Here is a 21,911-nt window from a genome sequence, read left to right as displayed (position 1 = left end):
TCCATCCTCGCAGATGGGCGTTCCTCGTTGGGGAGGAATGTCCCGCAGCCCGTATGCGCTGCGGCGAGGATGGCGTCAAGAGACTTTTGATGGTCGGATACAGGAAACTTTGACGTAAGCCTTTCGACGGCGCGGCCGTGGCAGAAACGCCGCGGTCGCGCCTGGTATTGTCAGACCTGCACCACGAAATGCTTCAGCACGGGCTTGGTGATCTCCCACACGCCCTTGAAGTCGGCCTCGATGACGAAGGCATCGCCGGGACGGAGCGTGACTGCCTCGCCGCCGTCGGGCGTGATGATGATCTCGCCCTCGATGAGATGGACGAACTCATAGGCCGAATAGGTGGCGTGATAGGTGCCCGGTGTCGCCGCCCAGGTGCCGGAAATGATCTTTCCATCCGCCGAGGTGTGCTGCACCCAGGTCTTCATCGTCGGCGAGCCGGCGCGCACGACCCAACCTTCGAGGTCGGTGGTCATGGGGTCGGCGCCGGGAGCGGGAAACTTGAAAACGGTGGGATGGGCCAAATCGATTACTCCTGTTGTGGATGGTCGGAAGCTACCAGACCACCGGTGACGCCCTTATCGCAAAGCGACGGATTTCGGCCGGGCACTGCCCGTCACTTCACCGAGCCGGCCGTCAGGCCCTTGACGATGTAGCGCTCCAGGAAGATGCCGATCAAAGCGAGCGGGGCGATCGCCGTGGTGGCGAGCGCGGCCATCGACCACCAGTTGATGCCCTGCGAGCCGGTCTGGCTCGCCACCATCACCGGCAGGGTCTTGGCATCCGAGGAGGTCAGCAAGGCCGCGAAGAAATATTCGTTCCAGGTCAGCACCAGCGCGAGGATGAAGGCCGCTACCATCCCGGGCAGGGCGATCGGCAGGATGATGTGCCAAAAGGCCCCCCAGAGCGACAGGCCGTCGACCAAAGCGGCCTCGTCGAGTTCGGTGGGGATGGTGTCGAACTGGTCTCGCATGATCCAGATCACGATCGGCAGCACGGTGAGGGTGTAGAGCAGGATCAAGCCGATGCGGGTGTCGAGCAAAGCGAGCTCGCGGTAGAGCACCAGGAAGGGCAGGGCCAGCACCACCGGCGGCAGGATCAACTGAGACAGGAAGAAGAAGGAGATGTCGCGGTTGCGCATCCAGCCGAATTTGTACTGGAAGCGGCTGAGGCCATAGGCGGCCAGGGAGCCGATCACCACGGCGAGCAGCGAGGCGCCGAGCGAGGTGATCACGCTGTTCAAGAAGCGCGACAGGAATTCCGAGCGCACCGTCGAGGTCGAGCCGAGCGTATCAGGCGAAAGGCCGAGCGAGCGCCAGCCCTTCCAATCAGGCTGGAAGTCGAGCCAGGGAATGAGATGCCCCTGGGTGACATCAACAGCCGATTTCATCGAGGTGGTCAGCGTCCAGTAGATCGGAAACAGGCAGATGAAGGCCCAGGCGATCAGCGCGCCATAGATCAGCACGCGGCTGAGCACGGTGGTCAGGCGGAAGGCGGTGTCGCGGGGCGCGGTGGTCGGGATGGCTGTCGTCGTCATGTCGGTCTCTTCCCGGTCAACTGCTGCGCTGTATGAAGCGGTTGGCGACGTTCAAAAGCAGGGTGACGAAGACGATGATCGCCACCAGATAGAACATCGCCAGCATGGTGCCGTAGCCGACATTCGAGCGGTCCCGATACTCGCGGTAGATGAAGCTCGATACCGTGTCCGTTGCCCCGCCGGGCCCGCCGGAGGTGGTGTTGATCACGATATCGGCGAGCTTGAGCTTGAAGATGATGCGCAGCACGATCGCCGTGATCGAGACGGGCAGCATCAGGGGGAAGATCATCTCCTTGAACTGCTGCCAGCCGGAGGCGCCGTCGATCTTGGAGGCTTCCATCACTTCCTTGGGCAGGGCCTGCAGGCCAGCCAGCAGCAGGATCATCAGGAAAGGAATCGAAACCCAGGCGTCCATAGCCTCGATCGAGAGGCGGGCGATCCAGGGATCGGTGAAGAAGGAGGGGCTCTTCCAGCCCAGTTCGCGCATCAGCTTGGCTACCGGGCCGTAGCGATATTCCATCATCGACTTGCCGACCATCCAGCTCACCGCCACGGGGCTGAGCATGAAAGGCAGGAGGAAGGCGACACGGAAGAATTTGCGGGCCTTGATCTCGGCGTTGAGCAGGAGGGCGAGGCCGAAGGCGATGGCATATTCCACCAGCACCATCAGCACGTAGAACACCATGTTGGCGAGGGCGTTCCAGAAATCGGCGTCGTGGAAGAGCGCGACGAGATTGTCGAGGCCGTTGAAGCGCTGGCCGGCGAAGGAGGAGAGGTTCCAGTCGGTCAGGGCGATGTAGAAGCCGAAAATGGTGGGGAAGATCACCATCGCCACGGTGAACAGCACGGCTGGCAGGATGAACAAAGCGCGCTCGCCCGCTTCCCCTCGCATCAGTACCTGCCCGACGCCGAGCGCCATCGACCACAGCACGAAGGCGTAGAGCACGGGCCGCCAATTGTCGAAGCCGAAAGCCAAGCCTTGTTTTTCATGCAGGAACTGCACCAGGGCGGCAACGACCAGGAGAACGGAGGCCAGGCCGATCAGCAGCCGGCCAAGCAGGATGCGGCTGCCTGAGATGGAGGAGGAGGCGCGTGTGGCGGTTGCAGACGAGGTCGGCGGCATCAGATCCCCAGGACGCGAAACGAGATTGAAAAGCGCGATTCCCGCCTTCTCCCCTCGCAGGAGAGGGTGGCGCGAAGCGCCGGATGAGGGGTAGCTCCGCCAGACTCAGGATTGGTCGTAAGACCCTTCATCCCCCTGCCGGGACCCAAGGCACTTTCATGGAAAGTGCCAGGTCCCGCAAGGGGAGAAGGTACCTTATCGGCGTGGGGGTGCTTAACCCTACAGTCCCAGCGAGGCCTTGTAGAGCTTGATCTGCTTCTCGCGGCCGATCTGGTCGGTCAGCTTTTCCCAGGCCGCGGCGATCTGGTCGGCGCCTTCCTGGGCCTTGAGCTGGCCGGCATAGATCTTGGCGAGGATGTCCTCGGCCAGGCTGTAATATTGGAAGATGCCGGGGATGCGCGGCTCGATCGCTCCGTTGGGGTGGTTGTAGGAGTTGAACTGCGAGTCGAGATAGTTGGAGATGAAGGTCTTGTCGTAACCGGCCGCCACCCACTCCTCGATATTGTGCTGGCTGTTGCGGTAGCACTGGAAGCCGGAGGGATAGACCGCCGTCCACAGCGCCAGGTCCTTGCCGCCGAGATGGGCGGCGGCGCTCCAGGCGGCCTTGTGCTTCTTTTCGTCCTTGTCGACGCGCGCCATCACATAGACGCCCCAGCCGAGATAGGCGAGGTTGGGTGCGAAGTTCGGGCCGCTTGCCAGCTTGTCCCACTTGCCGGTCTTGGCATTGTAGACATCGTCCGAGCCCGGCAGGATGTCGAAGCCGCATTTGTCGCCGATGACCGAGGAATCATTGGTCTTGGCGTTGGAACCGATATCGCCCCACCACACGCACATCGAGCCGGTGCCGCCGAGGAACTGTTGGAAGCCGGTGGTGTTGGGGTCGGCGTTGAGCTGGTCGGCGGGCTCGGAGGGTAGGGCGTCGAGCACGTCCTGGATGGCGCGCACCCAGGCCGGGTTGTTGATGCGCGGCTTCATGGTGTCGATATCGAACAGCCAGGCCTTGTCGTCGGGGTGCTTGGCATAGGCGGTGGCGCGGCTGCCGAGGAAATAGAAGCCGAAGCCGCCCCATGCCTTGCAGGCGTCGAGATAGCCATAGGCATCCTGGCCGTCGACCTGCTTGCCCTTGAGGAATTTGGTCACCGCCTGCACCTGCTGCCAGGTGCGGGGCGCGGCCCATTCAGTGGTGTTGCCGGCTTCCTTCCAGGCCTTGGCCAGGGCCTCGTCCTTGAAGTAGTCGGTGCGGTAGTTGAAATTGTGGGTGTCGCCGTCGATGGTGACGCGATACTGCTTGCCGTCCCAGGTGCCGACGGGCGGCTTGAGGTAAGAGACCAGATCGTCCATGTCGATCTGCTTCTTCACCCAGTCAGGCATTTCTGAAGCAAGGCCCTTGCCGCAGACGTCGCCTTCGAAGGGCGCTCCCATCTCGAGCAGGTCGAAATCGACCGTGCCTGTCGCGATGGCTTGTTGCAGCCGAGGATTGTAGTCGGCCTGGGCGAGATCGATCCAGTTGATCTTGGCGCCGGTATAGGCCTCCCAGGGCTTGAGGAAACCGCGGAACAGGAGGTTGTGCAGGTTCTGGTTGTTGAGCCCCATGAAGGAGAGCTCGACGCCCTTGAACTCGCCTTCCTTGATGGAGGCCTTGGTGGCGCTGAGGCAAAGTTCGCCGACCTTTTGCCAGTCCGCATCGGTGGGCGAACCCTTGCCGACCCCTGGGATCTGCAGGATCTTGGCGCGCAGGTCGCTGGCTTCGTCCGCCAGGGCCGGCTCGATGGCGGCGGTGACGCCCAGGCTGCCCATCGCAGCCAGAGCGCCGACGCTGGCGGCGCCCTTGAGCAGCCCGCGGCGGCTCGCCTGCAGGGCGAGGAGATTCTTGTAGTCTTCCGTTCTCACGTCGATTCTCCCGTTCTGAATGGCTTGTTTTATTCTTGGCTGTTTCGCAGCAGGGACGTTTCTTCGAACCGCTCCGACAACGCTTGGTTGTGGCGAAGTGTGCGGATGCTAGGAAGGCCTCGTTTGCTCGTCAACAAAAAGGTCAGACCATTCCGGGTGCACGGGCATCTTGCCCGTTCTTTTTCTGCAACGAGCGCGATCGCTCCAAGAACGGACGGGACGTCCGTGCACCCGGAAATCTCAGTTCAGCCTCAAACCGGTCTCGGCATCGAAAAGATGCACGGCGGCAAGATCGGGCTGGAGCGCCAGGATTTCGCCCGAGCCGGCCGTCACCCGTTCGCGGAAGACGCCGAGCACCCGCTGTTCGCCGAGCTGGGCGAAGACCTGGGTTTCGGCACCGGTGGGCTCCACCACGCTGATCCTGGCCTGCAGGCTGCCGCCGAGGGAAAAATGCTCGGGGCGGATGCCGTAGACGACACGCCGGCCCTCGCTCCCCGCCGGAACGGCTGATACGGGCAACTCCATGCCGTCATCGGTGACGAAGCGTGGCGTCGGGCTGGTTTCCAGCCGGCCCTTGATGAAATTCATGGCGGGCGAACCGATGAAGCCGGCAACGAACAGGTTTGCCGGCCGGTCATAGAGCTCGAGGGGTGAGCCGATCTGCTCGATGATGCCGTCATGCAGCACCACGATGCGATCGGCCATGGTCATGGCCTCGATCTGGTCGTGGGTGACATAGATGGTGGTGGTCTTCAAGCGCTGATGCAGTTCCTTGATCTCGGCGCGCATCTGCACGCGCAGCTTGGCGTCGAGATTGGAAAGCGGTTCATCGAACAGGAACACCTGGGGCGCGCGCACGATGGCACGGCCCATGGCAACGCGCTGGCGCTGGCCGCCGGAGAGCTGGCGTGGATAGCGCGCCAGATAGGGGCCGAGATCGAGGATCTCAGCCGCCCGTTTCACCCGTTCGTCGATCTCGGTCTTCGGCGTCTTCCGGATCTTGAGCGCGAAGCCCATGTTTTCGGCCACGGTCTTATGCGGGTAGAGCGCATAGCTCTGGAATACCATGGCGATGTCACGATCGCGCGGCGGCAGGTCGTTGACGAAGCGATCACCGATCTTGAGGCTTCCCTCGGTGATCGGCTCGAGGCCGGCGATCATGCGCAGCAGCGTGGACTTGCCGCAGCCGGAAGGCCCGACCAAGGTGACGAATTCGCCGTCCTCGATGCTGACAGACACGCCATGAATGACCTTCTGGGTGCCATAGGATTTCTTGACGTCGATGACATCAACGGAGGCCATGCGGCGGGGTTTCCTCTGCCTGGATTTGTCGGACGAAGATTGGTAGCCGAATGCTTCGCCATTCGGCAAGGTCGGTGCCATTCTTTCCCATGTGCGGGAGAGAATGGCACCATTCCCTGCGGGAGCTGCCTGGCTAATCCGCCACGACCGCCGCCTATTTGAACTCCTCTGCCCGATGAACTTCCTTGCCGCCGACCACCGTCAGCAGCACCTTGGTCTTGGAGACCTCCTCCGGCGCGATCTTGAGCGGATTGCGGTCGAGCACGATCAAATCGGCGAACTTGCCCGGCTCCAGCGAGCCGGTGACCTCGTCCTGATGCAGCTCATAGGCGGCGTCGATGGTGGCCGCCCTGAGCGCCTGGCCGATGGTCAGGCCGGGATCGGCATTGAGCCGGCCCGGATTGCTGGGGTCGCTGCGGGTGACGGCGATCTGGAAGGCATACCATTCGTTGAGCGGATCGACCGGCCAGTCGCTGCCGAAGGCGACGCGGGCGCCCGCCTTGTAGATCTGCCCATAGGGTTCGACGAAGGGCAGGCGCTTCGGCCCGGCCTGTTCCTTGATCGAGGCCACCTGGTCGGGCGAAGCCGCACCCCATTGGAAGGAGAGGACGGGAATGGCGCCGAGCTTGGCGAAACGCGGCAGGTCCGCCGGGTCGACCATTTCGTTATGCGCCAGCGCCGGCCGGATGTCCTTGCCGGGCACCTTGGCGCGCATCGCCTCGATCGCATTGAGCGTGACATGGACGGCGCCATCGCCATCGGTATGCAGATGGGGATCGATTCCCGCCTCGGCGAGGCCGATCAGCAAAGGCGAGAGGCGGTCGGGCGCGACATAGAGCGAACCGCTCACCGTGCCCGGCTGCCAGTCCGGCTTGTCGGCGTTGCCCTTGTTGACGAAGTAGGGAGCCAACGTATAGCCCGTCTGCGCCGGCGCCTGGATGACGCCGTCCATGAAGATCTTGGCGTTGCGCAGCGTGATACCCGGTTCTGGCCGCAGCGGTCCTTGATCGAAGCGAGCCGCGTAGTCGCTGACGGTCTTGACCAGGGCTTCGGCCGTCTGGTCGGTATCGGTAGCAATTTTCGGGGCCAGATGGGCACGCGCGGTCAGTTCGCCCCGCTTTTGCAAGGTGGCCCAGGCGTTCATCTCACCCGGCTCGGCCGCCGCTTCGAGGAAGCTGGTGATGCCACCCTTGCGCAGGGCGTCGAGGGCGGTGCGCCCGAAAGCGAGATTCTGCTCCGCCTCCTGTTCGGGCGAGAGCTTGGGCATCGCCGCCATCACCAGTGCGTCGCCGCCATCCTCCAGCATGCCCGTCGGCTCGCCGGCGGCGTCACGGACGATCTTGCCGTCCTTGGGATCCGGCGTGTCCTTGCTAACCTTGGCGAGCGACAGGGCCCGGCTGTTGGCGAGCTTGGAGTGATAGTCGAAATTGATCACCAGGATGGGACGCTTGGTCTTGAGCTTGTCGAGCTCGCCGTGGGCCATGTCGGTGCCTGCGGGCAGCATCTTCTGGCGGAACCAGTTGTTGACGATCAGGAAGTCATCGTCTCCCGCTTTGGTCTCCTGGTCGAGGCAGGCCTGGATGGCCGCCAGGGTCTGCTCCAGCGTGAGGGCGGCATAGGCGAGATTGCAGCCCGTCAGGCTCTTGCCGCCGCCGAGGGGATGCATGTGGCCGTCGATCAGGCCGGGCATGGCCATGCGCCCGCCGAGATCGATCACCTTGGTCTGTGGGCCGATATGGGGCTTGGCATCCCCGCCGCTGCCCACGAAGACGATGCGCCCTTCGCGCACGGCCAGGGCCCCGGCCACGCTGTCCTTGTTGTCCGCCGTATAGATCGTGCCGTTGAGATAAACCGTGTCGGCAGGGGCGCTCCCCTCGGCGCGGGCGCCCGCTGAGCCGAACACTGAAATCGCGGTGAAAGCCGCGCCGAACAAGCCTGCCTTCAGGCCATGGCTAACCATCTTCATTCCCCCTAAGACCCCTCCCACTCCGCACTATCTTTCAAGAAACATGGTTGCGCTTGGTTTGGAAAGGCGCCATTTCCCCGCAGGGAGGCACTCATGAAAGCCAACAATTCACCGTCCGCTGCGGACGTCATCGTCGCGGTGTCCGGCGTCAGCAAGACCTACAAGTCCGGCTTCCAGGCCCTGAAAAGGATCGATCTCGACCTGCGCCGCGGCGAGATCTTCGCTTTGCTCGGCCCGAACGGGGCGGGCAAGACCACGCTGATCTCGATCATCTGCGGTATCGTCAATCCCTCGGGCGGCACGATCCGTGCCGACGGGTACGACATCGTCAGAGATTACAGGGCCGCCCGCACCAAGATCGGCCTGGTGCCGCAGGAACTGTCGACCGATGCCTTCGAGACGGTGTGGGCGACGGTGAATTTCTCGCGCGGCCTGTTCGGCAAGCCACCCAACCCCGCCTTCCTGGAAAAGATCCTGCGTGACCTCTCGTTGTGGGAGAAGAAAGACAGCAAGATCATGGCATTGTCGGGCGGGATGAAGCGCCGCGTGATGATCGCCAAGGCGCTCTCGCACGAGCCGACCATCCTCTTCCTCGACGAGCCGACGGCGGGCGTCGACGTCGAGCTGCGCCGTGACATGTGGGAGATGGTGCGCGGGCTGCGCGAGAACGGCGTGACCATCATCCTCACCACCCACTATATCGAGGAAGCCGAGGAGATGGCCGATCGCATCGGCGTGATCAACAAGGGCGAGATCATCCTGGTGGAGGACAAGGCCGAGCTGATGCGCAAGCTCGGCAAGAAGCAGCTCACCCTCAGCCTGCAGCAGCCTCTCGATGCGGTGCCGGCTGATCTCGCCGCCTATCGCCTCGATATCGCCGACAATGGCAACCAGCTCATCTACACCTTCGATGCCAAGGACGATCCGGAAGTGCTCTCGCGCCTGCTCCACGACGTCGGCGAAGCCGGCATCGGCTTCAAGGACCTGCAGACCAGCCAGTCCTCGCTCGAGGACATCTTCGTCAGCCTGGTGGGGGCGCACTGATGAACATTCACGCCATTCGCGCGATCTACGTCTTCGAGATGTCGCGCACCTTCCGCACGCTTCTGCAGTCGATCGCCTCGCCGGTGATCTCGACCTCGCTCTATTTCATCGTGTTCGGCTCGGCCATCGGCAGCCACATGCCCACGGTGGGCGGCGTGAATTACGGCGCCTTCATCGTGCCCGGCCTGGTCATGCTGGCGATCCTGACCGAGAGCATTTCCAACGCCTCCTTCGGCATCTACATGCCGAAATTCATCGGCACCATTTACGAGGTGCTGTCGGCCCCGGTCTCGGTGGTGGAGATCGTCATCGGCTATGTCGGCGCGGCGGCATCCAAATCCATCCTGCTGGGCTGCATCATCCTGATCACCGCCTGGCCCTTTTCGCATTATTCCATCCAGCACCCGTTCTGGATGCTGGCCTTTCTGGTGCTGACTTCGGTGACCTTCAGCCTGTTCGGCTTTCTCATCGGCATCTGGGCGGATGGCTGGGAAAAGCTGCAGATCGTGCCGACCCTGATCATCACGCCTCTGACCTTTCTGGGCGGCAGCTTCTATTCGATCAAGATGCTGCCTGACTTCTGGCAGGGGGTCAGCCATTCCAATCCGGTTCTTTATCTCGTCAGCGGTTTTCGCTGGAGTTTCTACGGTGTCTCGGATGTCGACTTCGGGCTCAGCCTCGGCATGACGCTGGTCTTCATGCTGCTGTGCCTGGTCGCGATCGCGGTGATCTTCCGTACCGGGTGGCGGATCAAGGTTTGACGGGTTTTCGGGCGCCGGTCGGCAGTGGCGTCACAGGGTGATTTCATAGAAGAGCGAGATTTTACGATGATTGAGACGCCGCGCCTGCTCTTGCGCAAGCCCGTTCTCGACGATTTCGAGCCCCATGCCGCCATGTGGGCCGAGCCGGAAGTCTACAGGCACATCTCGGGCAAGAAGCGCAAGCCGGGAGGAGATGTGGCAGCGCTTTCTGCAGGCCCACGGTACCTGGCACTTCTTCGGCTTCGGTTATTTCTCGGTGATCGAGAAGGCGAGTGGCCGCTATCTCGGCATGACCGGCTTCCAGGACGCCATGCGCGACATCGAGCCGAGCCTGGTGGGCTCGCTGGAAGCGGGCTGGGTGTTCGCCTCCCACGCCCATGGCCGGGGCATCGCCTTGGAGGCCAGCCGGGCGGCCTTCGACTGGGCGCGTGACGTGCATCCGGGCCGGAGGGTGACGGCGATCATCGCGCCGGAGAATGCCGCTTCTATCAGGATCGCCCGCAGGCTCGGGCTCGAAGCCGGTCCCGACGTCCGCTATCATGATTCCATCGTCACGCTGTTCGAGGCTTGGCTGGGAGAGGCCGATGCGAAAGGCAGCAGCGACGTAGAATCTGCTAGGTGACGAAGCCTGGGTTGCCGTGAGCTCCCGTCCTCGACATTCCCCCATTGGCGCAGTAGCAGGATGGCCAACCGTCGTAACCATGACGTGGCAAGGTGGTCTCAAATTTGAGACCTTCCGGGAATACCCACACGGAGCCAAACGATGCACATGATCGGAAGCTGTCGCTGCGAGCAGGTCCAGTTCGAGGTCACCGCGCCGCCCCTAATGACGATGGCGTGTCATTGCCGCGGCTGTCAGAAGATGACCGGCAGCGCCTTTTCGCTGAGTGCGGCAATTCCCACGGAAGGGTTTCGCGTGACCCGCGGGGAGCCGGTGATCGGCGGACTCCACGGCCCGTCACGACATTATTTCTGTCCGCATTGCAAGAGCTGGCTGTTCACCAGGCCTGAGGACCTGGACTTCTTCGTCAACATCCGCCCGACCATGCTGGCCGAGGCGGTGTGGACCGAGCCCTTCATCGAAACCTGTACGGCCGAGAAGCTCGCATGGGCATCGACGTCAGCCCGCCACAGCTATGCTGAATATCCGCCGCCGGAGATGTATCAGCCTCTGATGGCGGAATTTGCCGAGCAGGTTGCATCGTCACACGCGCAGGCAGGACAGCCTGATTCGGACGGCTGAAACGGCCGCCAGAGCCGGCTCGCGGAGCCCGCGTCCGCCTATCGTACCTCAGGGCCCGGCTTTGCACGGGTCCGAATGACGGCCGCCGGCCATCCTGTTCGCCCTCCCGGGAATGGTCCGACGGGTCAGGCCTTGGAATAGGGCGTGCCGTCCTTGTGCAGGAAGCGACCGTCGGAACTCGGGCTCATCATGTCGATGTCGGAGCAATAGATCACGTCGGCAGGCGAGCGTGAACCGATTTCGAGATAGACCGCCATGGCACCGGATCTGTTGATCATGTGATGGCCGTTGCCGGAGTCCTTGGGAAAGGCGGCGCAATCGCCGGCGCGCAGGATCGTTTCGCCGCCATCCTCGACGAGTATCAACTCGCCTTGCAGCACATAGACGAATTCGTCCTCGGCCGTATGCCAGTGACGTTGGCTCGACCAGTTCCCCGGCGGCAGACGCATGAGATTGATGCCGAAATCCTGGAGGCGGCCGGCATCGCCGAGGCGTTGCCGCACCCGTTCGGCGCAAGGAGCATCGAAGGGTGGCGGGTAGCCCGAGCCTTGGTGCTCGGGGACGGCGACGAGGTCGATCTTGGGCATGGCAGGCTCCCGGTTGTCATGACAGTCTGGGCGGCGACGGCGGAAGAGCGATGATCATGTCCCTTCCGGCTTGGGAAACAAGGGTGAGCCCGTTTCGACCCGACGCCCCGCCAAGGGCGCCGGGCCGGGCGGTTCGGAGGGGACTAAGGGAATCCAGCTCATCGCCAAGAATCAGTGCAAACGCCTATACAGACTCGCCTCAGAACCTGATCGAAAAGTTGCCACCGGAGCCAAGAAAAGCCTCATTTTGCCATGCCCGGGTTTCGACCCGAGCATTCAGGCACCACTGCGCGTCGAGAGGGCAGCTCTGGATTTACACCGGACAACTTGTTCGGTGTGGGACAAACCCGATGGTGGCAAAAGTCGAGGTCTCCGCGGCTTTTTGATCAATTTCTCAAGCCAGTCGATACCATCGGCGGCGAGACAGGGAGGTCATTGCGGGACATGTCCTGTTCGAGTTCGAAGGATGTCGAGGAGACGCTGCGTTCCTATCTCGATGAAGTCGTCGCTGCGCTGAGGGGCGCGCTGGCAGACAGGCTCTCGGCCATCATCCTGCACGGTTCGCTGGCCACGGGCAGTTTCCGCATGCCCAAGAGCGACGTGGATCTTCTCGTCTTGGTGGAAGATCTGACGGTTGACGAGGCCGGCCTGCTGCATGCCGTTTTCGAACGCCTCCATCGCCGCAGGCCCTATGTCGGCGGCCTCGAGGTCAGCGTGATACGGGCTGATGACGCCAGATCACCGCGACATCCCTTGCCCTATCTGGTGCATTTCAGCGAGACCACCACCGCACCGCAATCGTGGTCCGGCGGCAGGCCGCCGACCGACGAAGATCTGATCGCGCATCTGACCGTCGCTAAATATCGCGGCGTCGGCCTGCATGGCCCACCTCCCTCGGAGGCGATCGGCGACCTCTCATGGGCCGACTATCTGGCCTCGGTATGGGGCGACATCGCCTGGATCCTGGAGGGGGAGAATATCCTCGCCTCGCCCTATTACGGCATTCTCAATCTCTGCCGCTGGGCGATGATGGCTGAGGCCGCGGATCACATCGTGCCGGGGAAGGAGGAAGCTGGCGAATGGGCCCTGACGCATTTGCCGGGGGGACACGGGGCTGTGGTCGCCCAGGCTCTTGCCGCCTACCGGGCCTCCGATTGGCCGCGGACACAGCGCGAAAGGCAATTGTCGGGCGGCCCCTGGCACCGCGAGCCACTCATCGCTTTTCGCGACTATATGCAGTCCACCCATGTGGCCTGAGCGACAAAGGGGATATAGGCCGGAACCGCGGATCGATCACGGGCTGCATCGAGACTGCCTATTCCAAGGCAGCGATCCCGGCGGTTACTTGCGGCGAGTTACTTATGCGCGTTACTTGCGGCTTGACGGACTCCGGCGCTCGGCGCACACTAAAACCGTCGATTTTGGCCGGTGACCTCGATCTTCAGTGGCCAATAAGCCCTTGAATCAAGCCAGCCTTCCACCGACGTGACTTGGCATAGTCCTCCACCTGGAAGGTGCGAAGGGAGTTCAAAAAGGGCACGATATGAGCACAGGTACTGTTAAGTGGTTCAACTCCACCAAGGGATATGGATTTATCCAGCCGGACGACGGAACACCCGACGTTTTCGTGCATGTGAGCGCTGTGGAGCGCGCTGGTCTGCGCGAGCTGGCTGAAGGTCAGAAGATCAGCTTCGAACTGGTTCGTGACCGCAAGACCGGCAAATCATCGGCCGGCGACCTCAGGGTGGGCTGACCCCGAAGCGTTTCGCGATGAGACGGAAACGCCTCCAATCGCAAAGACGCCCAAGCCGATCAAACGGATTGGCTTGGGAACAAGGAGCTAGAGCAACAAGCGTTCAGCCATGAATGTGCATTGCTCTAGGGGACGCCGCGGACGTTCGGTGGCATGGTCGTCTTCAACGACGGCTCATGATGCCGGGACTTCCGTGTGAGGCTTTCGCTCATCGACATTCGCGACGGGGAGTGCCGATCGGATGAAAATTCTGCAACAAGGGCAGATACGATGCGGCGAGCCTCAAGCTCGTCCGCAAGCCTGCCTCCATCAAAGCTCAAGCATTTTCGTCTTCCAGATCTGCTTCGTTGAACGCTGAAATCCGATCCACGGGAGAATGGCGGCGGCAGTGCCACACCCATTCCAGAACACGATCGAATCATAGGGCAGAGGATGGGCATACATGTTTTTGGGATTGGCGATTTCGTCACCTTGAGGCTTGCTCCTGTCTGCGAGCAGGACAAGGCCTATGAAATCATCCGGCTTCTGCCTGCCGACGGCTTGGAGCCGGTTTATAGGATCAAGAGTCTCGGAGAGCCATTTGAGCGGACGGCTCGGCAGCGCGAACTGAACGCCATGAAGACGGCCGATCAGCTTAGTGTGTTGCCGTCTCACTGACGAGACGGCATGGAAAGGTCTTGTCGGCACTGGGCCTGCACGTGCGGTTTTCATGCCCGCCTACAAGCCGGGTGCCTCATAAGTGCCGCCTATATCCATTGGCCTGAGGGGGCCGGCCGCAACAAACGGGCCTGCCGGGACGTGATCCGGCGGCCCTTAATCAGGAGCCCAATTTATCGTACACGCAGTTGCATATCTGATAGATGTCCTGCGCTGGTTGCAGGGATTCGCTCTCTCCCGGTGGGAACCGGCCAGGGGCGATGCGAACCACTGAGCCTCTGGTCGGAGCTCCCTTTCGTGCGAGACCGGCGCCTTTGTTGCGTTCCTTCCGTTTACAATGCCAAACGAACATCGGCCGGGATCCTGCGGAGCTCCGGCAACGGGGATCCGTCGTCGCGCCGGCTTGGACCTCGGTCAGCGTAGTCGAAAGAGCCCCGGTTGCCCTATCGGCCTCCGAGGTGGCCGCCTGCGCTCAAATCTGTGCGGGTTTGGACGCTCAAGTCTGACCGATGCCATGGGTTACTGTTGCCGCATCGTTTTTTTCCGAAAACCGGCGCCCACTTTTCGGCGCGATGTTCAGCCCCTGTGCGGTTGGGTCCTTGCCCGTCTTGGCTTCTTGCTGGATCGTAACGGTTTGACCACGGCGCCTACCTTGGGCTGAGAGGCTTCGCGCGCCAGCCGCAGGGCTTTGAGTCTGGCTATCTGTTCGTCGCGGGTGAGCGCGTCCGTATCAATCCTGAATCGGGCTGCCGTATCTATTGCCTCATGATTGGCAGCCCATTCATTCGGTCGCCCTTTGTCTTCACTCATGGCGTTTGCCTCCTTCCGTGAGGACATCAATTCCCCTCGCGAGGCTTTCGGAGAATGCGATCTTGACCATGTCTGATCCATATATCCGAGAGTCCTGGAGGGCATGGCAGACTCGCTCCCAGCCCTGCAACATGTGAAACGAGAAACGGGTGACCGGAGTTCAATGCTCGATCATTGCGTCGCCTGCAACGTTGGGGCTCCCTGCCGATGAGCGAGAGATCCGCGAGGCGGGTGACGGCAATCGCAATCTCGGCACGCTCCACCCGACTTCGGTCGCGGCTTTCACCAAGAAGAGATAGAGCGGCTCAATCTCAGCCTCGCATCGAAGAATCCGCCTGGAAACGCCGACCGTGGCGCCGGGTCCATTCAGCTTTTGATCTCCAAAGGGCCCAGCAGTCATGTGGCACTCCAGGCCATGTCGACTGCAAGCACGGCATTGGCGTGCATGAGTTTCAACTCGCCGGACACTCTCGCCTTGCCGAGGCGGTCATCGTTTCCATTAGACCAGCCATATCGATAGCTGGCGCTTCGATGTTTCAGTGAACGCGTCGGCTGTTTACCGCCGGCTTGCCATCCGTCCAGATAGCCCTGATTCTGTTCCCGCTCGAACTCCTCGGCATTGAAATGCACATTGTCGTTCGACATTTCGATCCTCCAGCAGTTTGGCGACCGCTCGTCTCGGCCAGCGAGATACAGAACAGGATGTAACGGAGAGAGCCAGCCACTCCTCAAGGGAGAAGGGCATCAATCCATGCTTGCAAGAATAGGGGCTGTCGCTTGAATGTCGCCGAGAGGTCGATCACGTAATAAAGGGTGATCGCTGCATGAATTGAACGGCGAAAATGGCAGCGTACAAAAATATGCAAACTTCAATGTTGATCACAGGCGTAACGATCAGAGGTCACGATCTGAGAGATCAAATTGTCGAGAGGTATCATTCGCCAAGAACTGTAGCAGCTTTTGGGCGATGGGCCTACCATTATATTTATAGACGTCACTTCTTGAGGGGCCGATCGGATCACGGATTTCTCAATCTGAAGTGCAAGATCTCCTAGATGCGTGCAGCCTATGTCATGTAAAATTGACTAGGGGAATGACGCCAAGAAGCGCATTATGTCAGACATCATCGACACAGGCCTACCCAACAGGCGTCGATGGCGGAGCGGCCTCAATCCTCTCGCCTGCAACGGAATCGTTTGAGGCGCGACATGACTATCAAAGGCAATAAAACCATCGATCGGATGGATGACTCCGAGCGAGGGGAAAGCATCATCCATTTTACAGGACTTCCGGCCGCGGATGTGTTGGATGATCATCGCCTGGTTGTTGAAGAAATCCTGTCAAATTTACGGTTTGAGCAAATTAGAGATGCGATGAAAGCCGCACATCAGGCTGGGTCAGCGCCACGGCGGTGAAATTTTTTCGCAAGTGGAAGCGAATGCGAGCATCATATTTCAGTACAACCTGCCCGGCCCAGGATCTGCGCCGCAGGGGGACCTTATCGTGAGCAATATCGACCAGGGCTCGTCGCTGGACGAAGCAGAACGTCAGGCTACGACGATCAATGCCTATTGGGCCGAGCGCGGGCAATGCGCAGGAGCCCGGGCAGTGCCTGTCTATGACCACCGAGGTCGCTTTTTGTCTTATGGCGTTACCAGTGACCTGATTGTCTTTCCACGTAACCGTATCGAGGACAAGCGATAGTAGTTTCCAGGAAAGCTGATCGATTTTTGACTTAAGACATTAGGCAAAACAGGAAGTTGGCGGAAAAGCGCGATTGGGAGAAATCGCACGGTGCTCCGGAAAGAAGGCAGCGAGGCCGGGCAGGGGGCAGCCGGGGCTTCCACAGGCGCAAATGAGCGCCGAGCGGGGCGACCTAAAGCCAAGAATGACGACAATTCCTTCAATCATTTCTCCAATAGAAATTAAACTCACGGCCACCTTGTTTCGAACATGTTTAAGATATATAGAGAAGTATCGATCTTGCTGATGAATTACCGGGCGATCTTTAAATCGCCTTTGACGATTCCCCCTGACAATTTCGGTAGAAATGTAGCGCCCATTGATATCAATGGGCAGGTTTATCTATGTCGATTGAAAGGAAATCGTCGTGAACACAGGTATCGTCAAGTGGTACAACTCCCAGAAGGGATATGGCTTCATCGCTCTTGAAGATGGCAACCGGGACGTCTTCGTCCACGTGAGCGCTGTCGAGCGAGCCGGCATGTCTGAACTTCGCGAAGGCCAGAAAGTCAGCTTTGACGTCGTCACGGATAGCCGTAGCGGTAAGGCCTCTGCCGAGAATCTGCAGACCGTATAGAATTAAAGCGTTTTGCGATTTGGCGGTGATGCCAAGAATCGCAAAGATGCTCCAGCCAATCCCATGGATTGGCTTGGAAACAAAGAGTTAGAGCAAACAGGCGTTCGATCATGAACGCACTTTGCTGCAGCGCCTGCAGTCTTTGACCACGGATATACTGGCATAGTCTGCCGAGACGCTCGAAGGAGGTCGGGTTCGCGCCCGGCCTTTTTTGCGTCCGCCGGGCAAAATATCCGTCAACGTCCTCGGCGCCTCATTTGCCATCCGCTGCCGTTACTGGTTTGGTCATAGTCGACGCCAAACAGAATGTCGGCGACGGTCGTCTTGAGCTTAGCCGAGAGCCTTACCGCCATCTCGCGCGGTATCGGTTCGTGCCCCTTGATCCAGGCTTCAAGAACGGCCGGATCGACACCGACTCGCTTGGCAAGCCACGGCGGATCCATGCGCGCCCGTGTCATTGCGCGGGCAAGGCCATTAGATCGAGTGGCGATCATCTTTCCTCACCACGAGTCCGTTCGGCAACCAGTCTCCATCCTTCAGCGCCCACAAGATCGCCATCGCTTCGTCACGATAGGATTCCCATATTGGCTTGCCGTCAAATGACGAGTCTTTCAACTGGCCGTGATGGCGGCAGAGGGCACGGCAAACACGCTCGATAGGGTCAACAGGCTTCGCCATCGCATTCCCTTGAGCGTTTTGCTCGACAGCATCAGACCCGGCTTCGGAAGCGGCATTGATGCGGCGTCTTGTTGTTATCGCATCGTTTTTGCCGAAAACCGGCGTCCGCCTTCCGGCCCGACGCCCCAGAGTGGAACGTGGAATAGCCATCCTTGCTTCGCGCGTCCAGACGATCCGATGAATGCGCAATGTCCCCTTGCGACGACGAATCGGTTCATCGCAAGGGGAGATCTCGAAGATGTCACAAAACCTTGGCGGGGCTCACCGGAAGAGGCGCGCGCCCTGGACCGTTGCGCTTGGCGGCATTTTCCTGTTGCTTGGGACGCGGGAGAAGTCCCTCGCGCTGGGCTTGTTTGCGCGCGAGTTTACGGGCACGGCGCACCGCCTCGGCCTTTTCCCGGGTTTTTCTTTCTGAAGGCTTCTCATAGGCCCTGCGGCGCTTCATCTCGCGGAAGAGACCTTCTCGCTGCAGCTTCTTTTTCAATACGCGTAAGGCCTGTTCGACATTGTTGTCCCGCACGAGCACTTGCAATGAGTCGTCTCCTTTTCGGTTGGTAAAATGGGAGCCATCCCGAACGTGGTCTGTTGCTCCAAAAGGCCGATATTTTTTGGAATCGAACCGATCTCAATCGGCCGACTGGAATCGAGCCGTCACGCGGGCGTTATTTCACGCTCTTTGACAGCACGCACATGCTGGTCGCTTTTGCTCTTGATGCGATAGGCTGGTTCCGCATGTTCGACGGGAAGGACCTTGACGACTTCGTAATAGCCGCTCTGACCCACCAAGCCCGGACGCAAATAGATGACGGTGTCGCCGATGTTGAACTTATGGCTTGTCGCTTGCGGGTTTCGAGAAGCCGAAGGCGCGCCGCCTTTGGCGCCACCTAGGACGGCATACCTTCCCTCGAGCGGATAGTCTTCGTTCTCATACAGAGAGCGAATGGCGGAACCTGTATATTCGCACGTATTCGTATGAATGGAGGTCCCGTTAAGATTGGCTCCATACTCGTCCATAGCAAATTTTACGGCCGAGGCGAGGCTGTCAAACCGTCGATATTTTAGAGAATTTCGAGTCCATCCGGCAGATTTTGATTTTACAAAAAGCTCAGAAGGAACAAAAAAATCTAGTTTTGACATATCTCAAACTATCATCAGGTTTCAGATTTGTCATTATATATTTGAAATTACGACGAAATCTCTGGAGGCTAAGTTTGATGCCGTCTTGGAGACATTGAGTAAGGCCGTATCCTAATACCGGTCATAATCGTTCTCGATGCATGGCCGCTATCCCCACCGGCGGTGGGCCCACATCCATTGTTCGGGATATTCGCGCACCCATTTTTCGAAGAGCCGGTGAGTCTGATGTGTTGCCGCGTCGACATCGGCATTTCGATCGTCGGTGTGGGGCACATCGAGGATCTCGGCCTCGATCCGAAAGCGCACGCCGCGCGTCCGGATGACTCGGGCCGCGACCAGCAGGGCATCGCTGCCTCGGGCAAGCAGGGCAGGAAAGGTGGTGGAGGGAGCTGGCCGGTCGAAAAACGGGACGGAGAGCCCGTTGCGGTCGCGCAAATCAGCCAGCAATGCGATAGCGCCGCCGCTGCGCACGATGCGCAGCAGTTTCTTGCCGACATTCGCACCCTTGACGAAGAGTCCGCGCGGATAGCGGTCTCGGCGCACGAGTGCGACGTAGTCATCGACCTTCGGATTCTTCATGCGCTGGTAGACGCCGGCAACCTTGATGCCGCTTGTCACCGTCGGAATAACGACGAGTTCCCAATTTCCGGTATGGAGCGAGACGAAAACGACGCCCTTGCCGGTGGCTTTCACCGCTTCGATCAGCGGACCGCTCGCGTCCTCGATCCGCCCTGCCTTGACGATGCGATCCACCATCAGGCTTTCGGCAAAAGTCCGCCCCAGATGCATCCACATCGTGCGCGCCAGTGCATCGATTTCGGTGGCATTCTTTGCAGGATAGGCCGCAGCCAGATGCTGCAATGCGCGTTCGTGGCGGCGTAATCGTGGCGCGGCCAGGCGCCACATGGAACCCATGGCCCAGGAGCCGAAGTCGAGCGGCAGGATGTGCAGAAGGCCGACGAGGCCGCGCAACAGGAGATATTCGGCGGCGTGTTTGCTGTTTCGCCAGCTGCGCCCTGTTTCCGACGGGATCACGTTAGATATATCCAACAAGTTGGGCATCATCGCAATGAAGCCACTGGCTCGACCAAATGTCACGGCGATGTACGAGAAGCGGGTACCAGGGCGTTGGGCGTGCGAGATGGAGGGAGTCGCCCGCCGGTCGATACCGGCATTCGCGTCCGACATATGTTTTTGCCAGCATCCGGCGAGATCCATCGCCGCTACCGCCATTGGGGGCACACATCACCGAACCTAACGCTGGGTCTTGGCCCGCTGCACGCGACGAGGCTTGGCGGCAGAGCCAGCCGGCTTATCGTGACTTTGGCCGTCTTCCGTTATTTTTGCTTCTTGCGCGAGTCTGAGCTCTCTCAGATGCGCGGTCTTCTTGTCGCGGTCCGAGACTTCGCGATCGATGATCTCCTGCGCGGCTGCTGTGAGAGCCGCGTATTTTTCCTCCCACGCCAGGTGGGAACTCTTGGTTTTCGTCATAGCCACCTTTCGCGAACCGGCACCGCTACCTCAGTGCAGAACGATCCGTCTGGTTACAACAAGGTCGTCGCTGATCTGATCGCCCTCGCGAAAGACCCTCAACATGTGGTGAGCCTGGCCTCGATGGGACTCTCACAGGGGGCTTGCCCTCAAAGGCGGCGGCATTGTCGGGGATCCCGTGATAACGACACCTCGCCCGACGGATCCGTTCCACGGGAGTGACGCCTTTGGGCAAGCTGTCTCTCCTTCTTCATCGAAAGGCGGCCAGATGCCCAATGGTTTGCAGCCGGCAAGGGCAATCACCCGGGGGCCTGCGTCCCCCCGTGTGACTATCTCAAGTCTGCCGGCGCGTCGGTCTGGTACGACTGGGACGCAGAGTACTCTCGGGTGAGTCCGCTACAGGGCTGATGCCTTGCCTGGAAGCGCGCAGTTCGTGTTCCTGAGCCACCCTTTCGCGGGAATCCGCCACACCCTTGAGCCTATAGGCGGGCTCGGGGCCGTCCGAGGGCATTTGTCGGGTTACTTGATATGTTCCTTCTTCGTGTCTTGAGATAGACGAATGAAGGATGACGATATCGCCGACCTGAAACGTATGCTTCGTCAATCACTCCTCCTTGGATGCATTGGAGGTGTCGGGACGGCGCTCGCCGTGTCACAAATTCCGCGAGCCTCGGGCGCACCGAAGGACGCTGGCCAGGCGATAATCACGTCTTGGCGGCAATCGGGGGGGCGCTTCTCGGCAGGGCTCCCCGTCCTCTCGACGGAACCTTGGGCTTGGGCGCGGGCAGCAGGCCCTCGCGCTGAGCTTGCTTGCGAGCGAGCTTACGGGCGCGACGAATAGCTTCCGCCTTCTCGCGCACCTTGCGCTCGGACGGCTTTTCATAAGCTCTGCGCAGCTTCAGTTCACGAAGGACGCCTTCGCGTGCCAATTTGCGCTTGAGAGCCTTGAGCGCCTGCTCAATGTTGTTCTCACGAACGAGTATCAGCATAAAATCTCCAAATACCAAAAACAAAAGGGCCGAACGCGGCGCCGGCCCAAAGATGAATCGTAACCGTCTTGCACCAATCAAATGCTCTGATCGGCCGGAGCTGAAGCGTTTTGTGGTTTCTTGGAAACACCAAGAATCGCAAAAACGCGTCGGAACAAGGTGCTAGAGCAAATAAGCATTCACGTTTGAACGCGCTTTGCTCTGGAGGAGGCAGGCACCTTTCAAATTGCCCACCACGGACTTAACCCGTCCCACGGCGCGCCGTGACAAAGCCGGGAGAAGAGCTGCAGTTTTCTGGAAAAATCGCAGCTTGCAGGCACGATGCCGTAAGAGCTTTGGTCAATCCGCCGATTGTGGAGCATGTCTCAACTAGGGCAGCGTCTCATACGCTGATTTCGCTCCATCTTCCGATGGTTGTACACCATTCACCCCGGGATAGCTAGGATCGGATAGCCGCATGCAGGGTGCCGAATTCGGAACCCGATAGCTGCATGGCCAGGGATACTTGCCGGCCGGCGTTCCTGGATTGATCCGTGCTTTGGAGATGGACCCGGCCGTTTCGACCTCGTTGAATTGAGCATGGGGCCAGGAGGGAGGCAATCTCGAACGCTCCGAATCCCGCC

General features: G+C 60.3%; 25 protein-coding genes. 9 read left to right on the top strand and 16 right to left on the bottom strand.

What is annotated here, in order from left to right:
• Positions 1 to 170: 170 nt before the first annotated feature.
• From AB4037_RS10980 to AB4037_RS10955, 6 genes are all read right to left on the bottom strand, one after another.
• Positions 171 to 476: a cupin domain-containing protein gene (locus tag AB4037_RS10980; RefSeq protein ID WP_434961305.1), complete on the bottom strand. Its 306-nt coding sequence runs from the start codon at positions 474 to 476 to the stop codon at positions 171 to 173.
• A gap of 140 nt (positions 477 to 616) precedes the next feature.
• Positions 617 to 1,537, bottom strand: coding sequence for a carbohydrate ABC transporter permease (locus tag AB4037_RS10975; RefSeq protein WP_441771540.1), 921 nt, complete (start codon positions 1,535 to 1,537; stop codon positions 617 to 619).
• Between the two features lie 16 nt (positions 1,538 to 1,553).
• Positions 1,554 to 2,660, bottom strand: a complete 1,107-nt coding sequence (locus AB4037_RS10970; RefSeq protein WP_434959873.1) for a carbohydrate ABC transporter permease — start codon at positions 2,658 to 2,660, stop codon at positions 1,554 to 1,556.
• A 219-nt stretch (positions 2,661 to 2,879) separates the two neighbouring features.
• A complete protein-coding gene (locus AB4037_RS10965) occupies positions 2,880 to 4,550 on the bottom strand; it encodes a substrate-binding domain-containing protein (protein ID WP_434959872.1) in 1,671 nt (556 codons plus the stop codon).
• 240 nt (positions 4,551 to 4,790) lie between these two features.
• Positions 4,791 to 5,852 (bottom strand): ABC transporter ATP-binding protein, encoded by a 1,062-nt coding sequence (locus tag AB4037_RS10960; RefSeq protein ID WP_441771539.1) that lies wholly within the window; start codon positions 5,850 to 5,852, stop codon positions 4,791 to 4,793.
• A gap of 154 nt (positions 5,853 to 6,006) precedes the next feature.
• Positions 6,007 to 7,818 (bottom strand): amidohydrolase, encoded by a 1,812-nt coding sequence (locus AB4037_RS10955; RefSeq protein ID WP_441771538.1) that lies wholly within the window; start codon positions 7,816 to 7,818, stop codon positions 6,007 to 6,009.
• A 93-nt stretch (positions 7,819 to 7,911) separates the two neighbouring features.
• On the opposite strand from AB4037_RS10955, the gene AB4037_RS10950 reads away from it, so the two are divergent.
• The 4 genes from AB4037_RS10950 to AB4037_RS10935 all read left to right on the top strand — a co-directional run bounded on the left by AB4037_RS10950 (position 7,912) and on the right by AB4037_RS10935 (position 10,866).
• Positions 7,912 to 8,862, top strand: coding sequence for an ABC transporter ATP-binding protein (locus AB4037_RS10950; protein ID WP_441771537.1), 951 nt, complete (start codon positions 7,912 to 7,914; stop codon positions 8,860 to 8,862).
• Entirely contained in the window at positions 8,862 to 9,623 is a 762-nt protein-coding gene (locus tag AB4037_RS10945; RefSeq protein ID WP_434959868.1) for an ABC transporter permease, read from the top strand. Before AB4037_RS10950 ends, AB4037_RS10945 begins: the two co-directional genes overlap by 1 nt.
• A 193-nt stretch (positions 9,624 to 9,816) precedes the next feature.
• Positions 9,817 to 10,245, top strand: a complete 429-nt coding sequence (locus tag AB4037_RS10940) for a GNAT family N-acetyltransferase (protein ID WP_441771536.1) — start codon at positions 9,817 to 9,819, stop codon at positions 10,243 to 10,245.
• 141 nt (positions 10,246 to 10,386) lie between these two features.
• Complete coding sequence (locus tag AB4037_RS10935) at positions 10,387 to 10,866, top strand: GFA family protein (protein ID WP_441771535.1); 480 nt, start codon at positions 10,387 to 10,389, stop codon at positions 10,864 to 10,866.
• Between the two features lie 125 nt (positions 10,867 to 10,991).
• Here the strand turns inward: AB4037_RS10935 and AB4037_RS10930 are convergent, their stop codons facing one another.
• Positions 10,992 to 11,453, bottom strand: a complete 462-nt coding sequence (locus AB4037_RS10930; protein WP_434959865.1) for a cupin domain-containing protein — start codon at positions 11,451 to 11,453, stop codon at positions 10,992 to 10,994.
• A 444-nt stretch (positions 11,454 to 11,897) separates the two neighbouring features.
• On the opposite strand from AB4037_RS10930, the gene AB4037_RS10925 reads away from it, so the two are divergent.
• Both AB4037_RS10925 and AB4037_RS10920 read left to right on the top strand, forming a co-directional pair.
• Complete coding sequence (locus AB4037_RS10925; RefSeq protein WP_441771534.1) at positions 11,898 to 12,710, top strand: aminoglycoside adenylyltransferase domain-containing protein; 813 nt, start codon at positions 11,898 to 11,900, stop codon at positions 12,708 to 12,710.
• 286 nt (positions 12,711 to 12,996) lie between these two features.
• Complete coding sequence (locus tag AB4037_RS10920; protein WP_149250444.1) at positions 12,997 to 13,206, top strand: cold-shock protein; 210 nt, start codon at positions 12,997 to 12,999, stop codon at positions 13,204 to 13,206.
• 309 nt (positions 13,207 to 13,515) lie between these two features.
• On the opposite strand, the gene AB4037_RS10915 is transcribed toward AB4037_RS10920, so the two are convergent.
• Together AB4037_RS10915 and AB4037_RS10910 are read right to left on the bottom strand one after the other, a co-directional pair.
• Positions 13,516 to 13,917 (bottom strand): hypothetical protein, encoded by a 402-nt coding sequence (locus tag AB4037_RS10915; RefSeq protein ID WP_441771533.1) that lies wholly within the window; start codon positions 13,915 to 13,917, stop codon positions 13,516 to 13,518.
• Between the two features lie 1,152 nt (positions 13,918 to 15,069).
• Positions 15,070 to 15,318 (bottom strand): hypothetical protein, encoded by a 249-nt coding sequence (locus AB4037_RS10910; protein ID WP_434959862.1) that lies wholly within the window; start codon positions 15,316 to 15,318, stop codon positions 15,070 to 15,072.
• A 563-nt stretch (positions 15,319 to 15,881) separates the two neighbouring features.
• On the opposite strand from AB4037_RS10910, the gene AB4037_RS10905 reads away from it, so the two are divergent.
• From AB4037_RS10905 to AB4037_RS10895, 3 genes are all read left to right on the top strand, one after another.
• Positions 15,882 to 16,088 carry a hypothetical protein gene (locus AB4037_RS10905; RefSeq protein WP_434959861.1) on the top strand — a complete coding sequence of 69 codons (207 nt, stop codon included), beginning with the start codon at positions 15,882 to 15,884 and terminating at the stop codon, positions 16,086 to 16,088.
• Positions 16,089 to 16,176: 88 nt separating this feature from the next.
• Positions 16,177 to 16,377, top strand: coding sequence for a hypothetical protein (locus tag AB4037_RS10900; protein WP_434959860.1), 201 nt, complete (start codon positions 16,177 to 16,179; stop codon positions 16,375 to 16,377).
• Positions 16,378 to 16,783: 406 nt separating this feature from the next.
• Positions 16,784 to 16,993, top strand: a complete 210-nt coding sequence (locus tag AB4037_RS10895) for a cold-shock protein (RefSeq protein WP_434959859.1) — start codon at positions 16,784 to 16,786, stop codon at positions 16,991 to 16,993.
• A 236-nt stretch (positions 16,994 to 17,229) separates the two neighbouring features.
• Here AB4037_RS10895 and AB4037_RS10890 read toward each other — a convergent pair whose 3' ends face one another.
• The 7 genes from AB4037_RS10890 to rpsU (AB4037_RS10860) form a co-directional block, all read right to left on the bottom strand.
• A complete protein-coding gene (locus tag AB4037_RS10890) occupies positions 17,230 to 17,487 on the bottom strand; it encodes a hypothetical protein (protein WP_441771532.1) in 258 nt (85 codons plus the stop codon).
• On the bottom strand, positions 17,468 to 17,821 hold the full coding sequence (locus AB4037_RS10885) for a hypothetical protein (protein WP_441771531.1): 354 nt from the start codon (positions 17,819 to 17,821) through the stop codon (positions 17,468 to 17,470). Before AB4037_RS10885 ends, AB4037_RS10890 begins: the two co-directional genes overlap by 20 nt.
• Positions 17,822 to 17,912: 91 nt before the next feature.
• The gene (gene rpsU, locus AB4037_RS10880; protein ID WP_434959856.1) at positions 17,913 to 18,203 is read right to left on the bottom strand and encodes a 30S ribosomal protein S21; all 291 of its coding nucleotides are present in this window, start codon (positions 18,201 to 18,203) and stop codon (positions 17,913 to 17,915) included.
• Between the two features lie 119 nt (positions 18,204 to 18,322).
• The gene (locus AB4037_RS10875) at positions 18,323 to 18,808 is read right to left on the bottom strand and encodes a hypothetical protein (RefSeq protein ID WP_441771530.1); all 486 of its coding nucleotides are present in this window, start codon (positions 18,806 to 18,808) and stop codon (positions 18,323 to 18,325) included.
• Between the two features lie 147 nt (positions 18,809 to 18,955).
• Positions 18,956 to 20,026 carry a lysophospholipid acyltransferase family protein gene (locus AB4037_RS10870; RefSeq protein WP_441771529.1) on the bottom strand — a complete coding sequence of 357 codons (1,071 nt, stop codon included), beginning with the start codon at positions 20,024 to 20,026 and terminating at the stop codon, positions 18,956 to 18,958.
• A 36-nt stretch (positions 20,027 to 20,062) separates the two neighbouring features.
• Entirely contained in the window at positions 20,063 to 20,299 is a 237-nt protein-coding gene (locus tag AB4037_RS10865) for a hypothetical protein (RefSeq protein WP_441771528.1), read from the bottom strand.
• A gap of 704 nt (positions 20,300 to 21,003) precedes the next feature.
• On the bottom strand, positions 21,004 to 21,288 hold the full coding sequence (rpsU, locus tag AB4037_RS10860) for a 30S ribosomal protein S21 (protein ID WP_434959852.1): 285 nt from the start codon (positions 21,286 to 21,288) through the stop codon (positions 21,004 to 21,006).
• Positions 21,289 to 21,911: the final 623 nt, after the last annotated feature.

The sequence above is a fragment of the Labrys sp. KB_33_2 genome (genome assembly GCF_052114505.1).
Taxonomy (GTDB): Bacteria; Pseudomonadota; Alphaproteobacteria; order Rhizobiales; family Labraceae; genus Labrys.
This window is presented reverse-complemented; position numbering and strand designations above follow the sequence as displayed.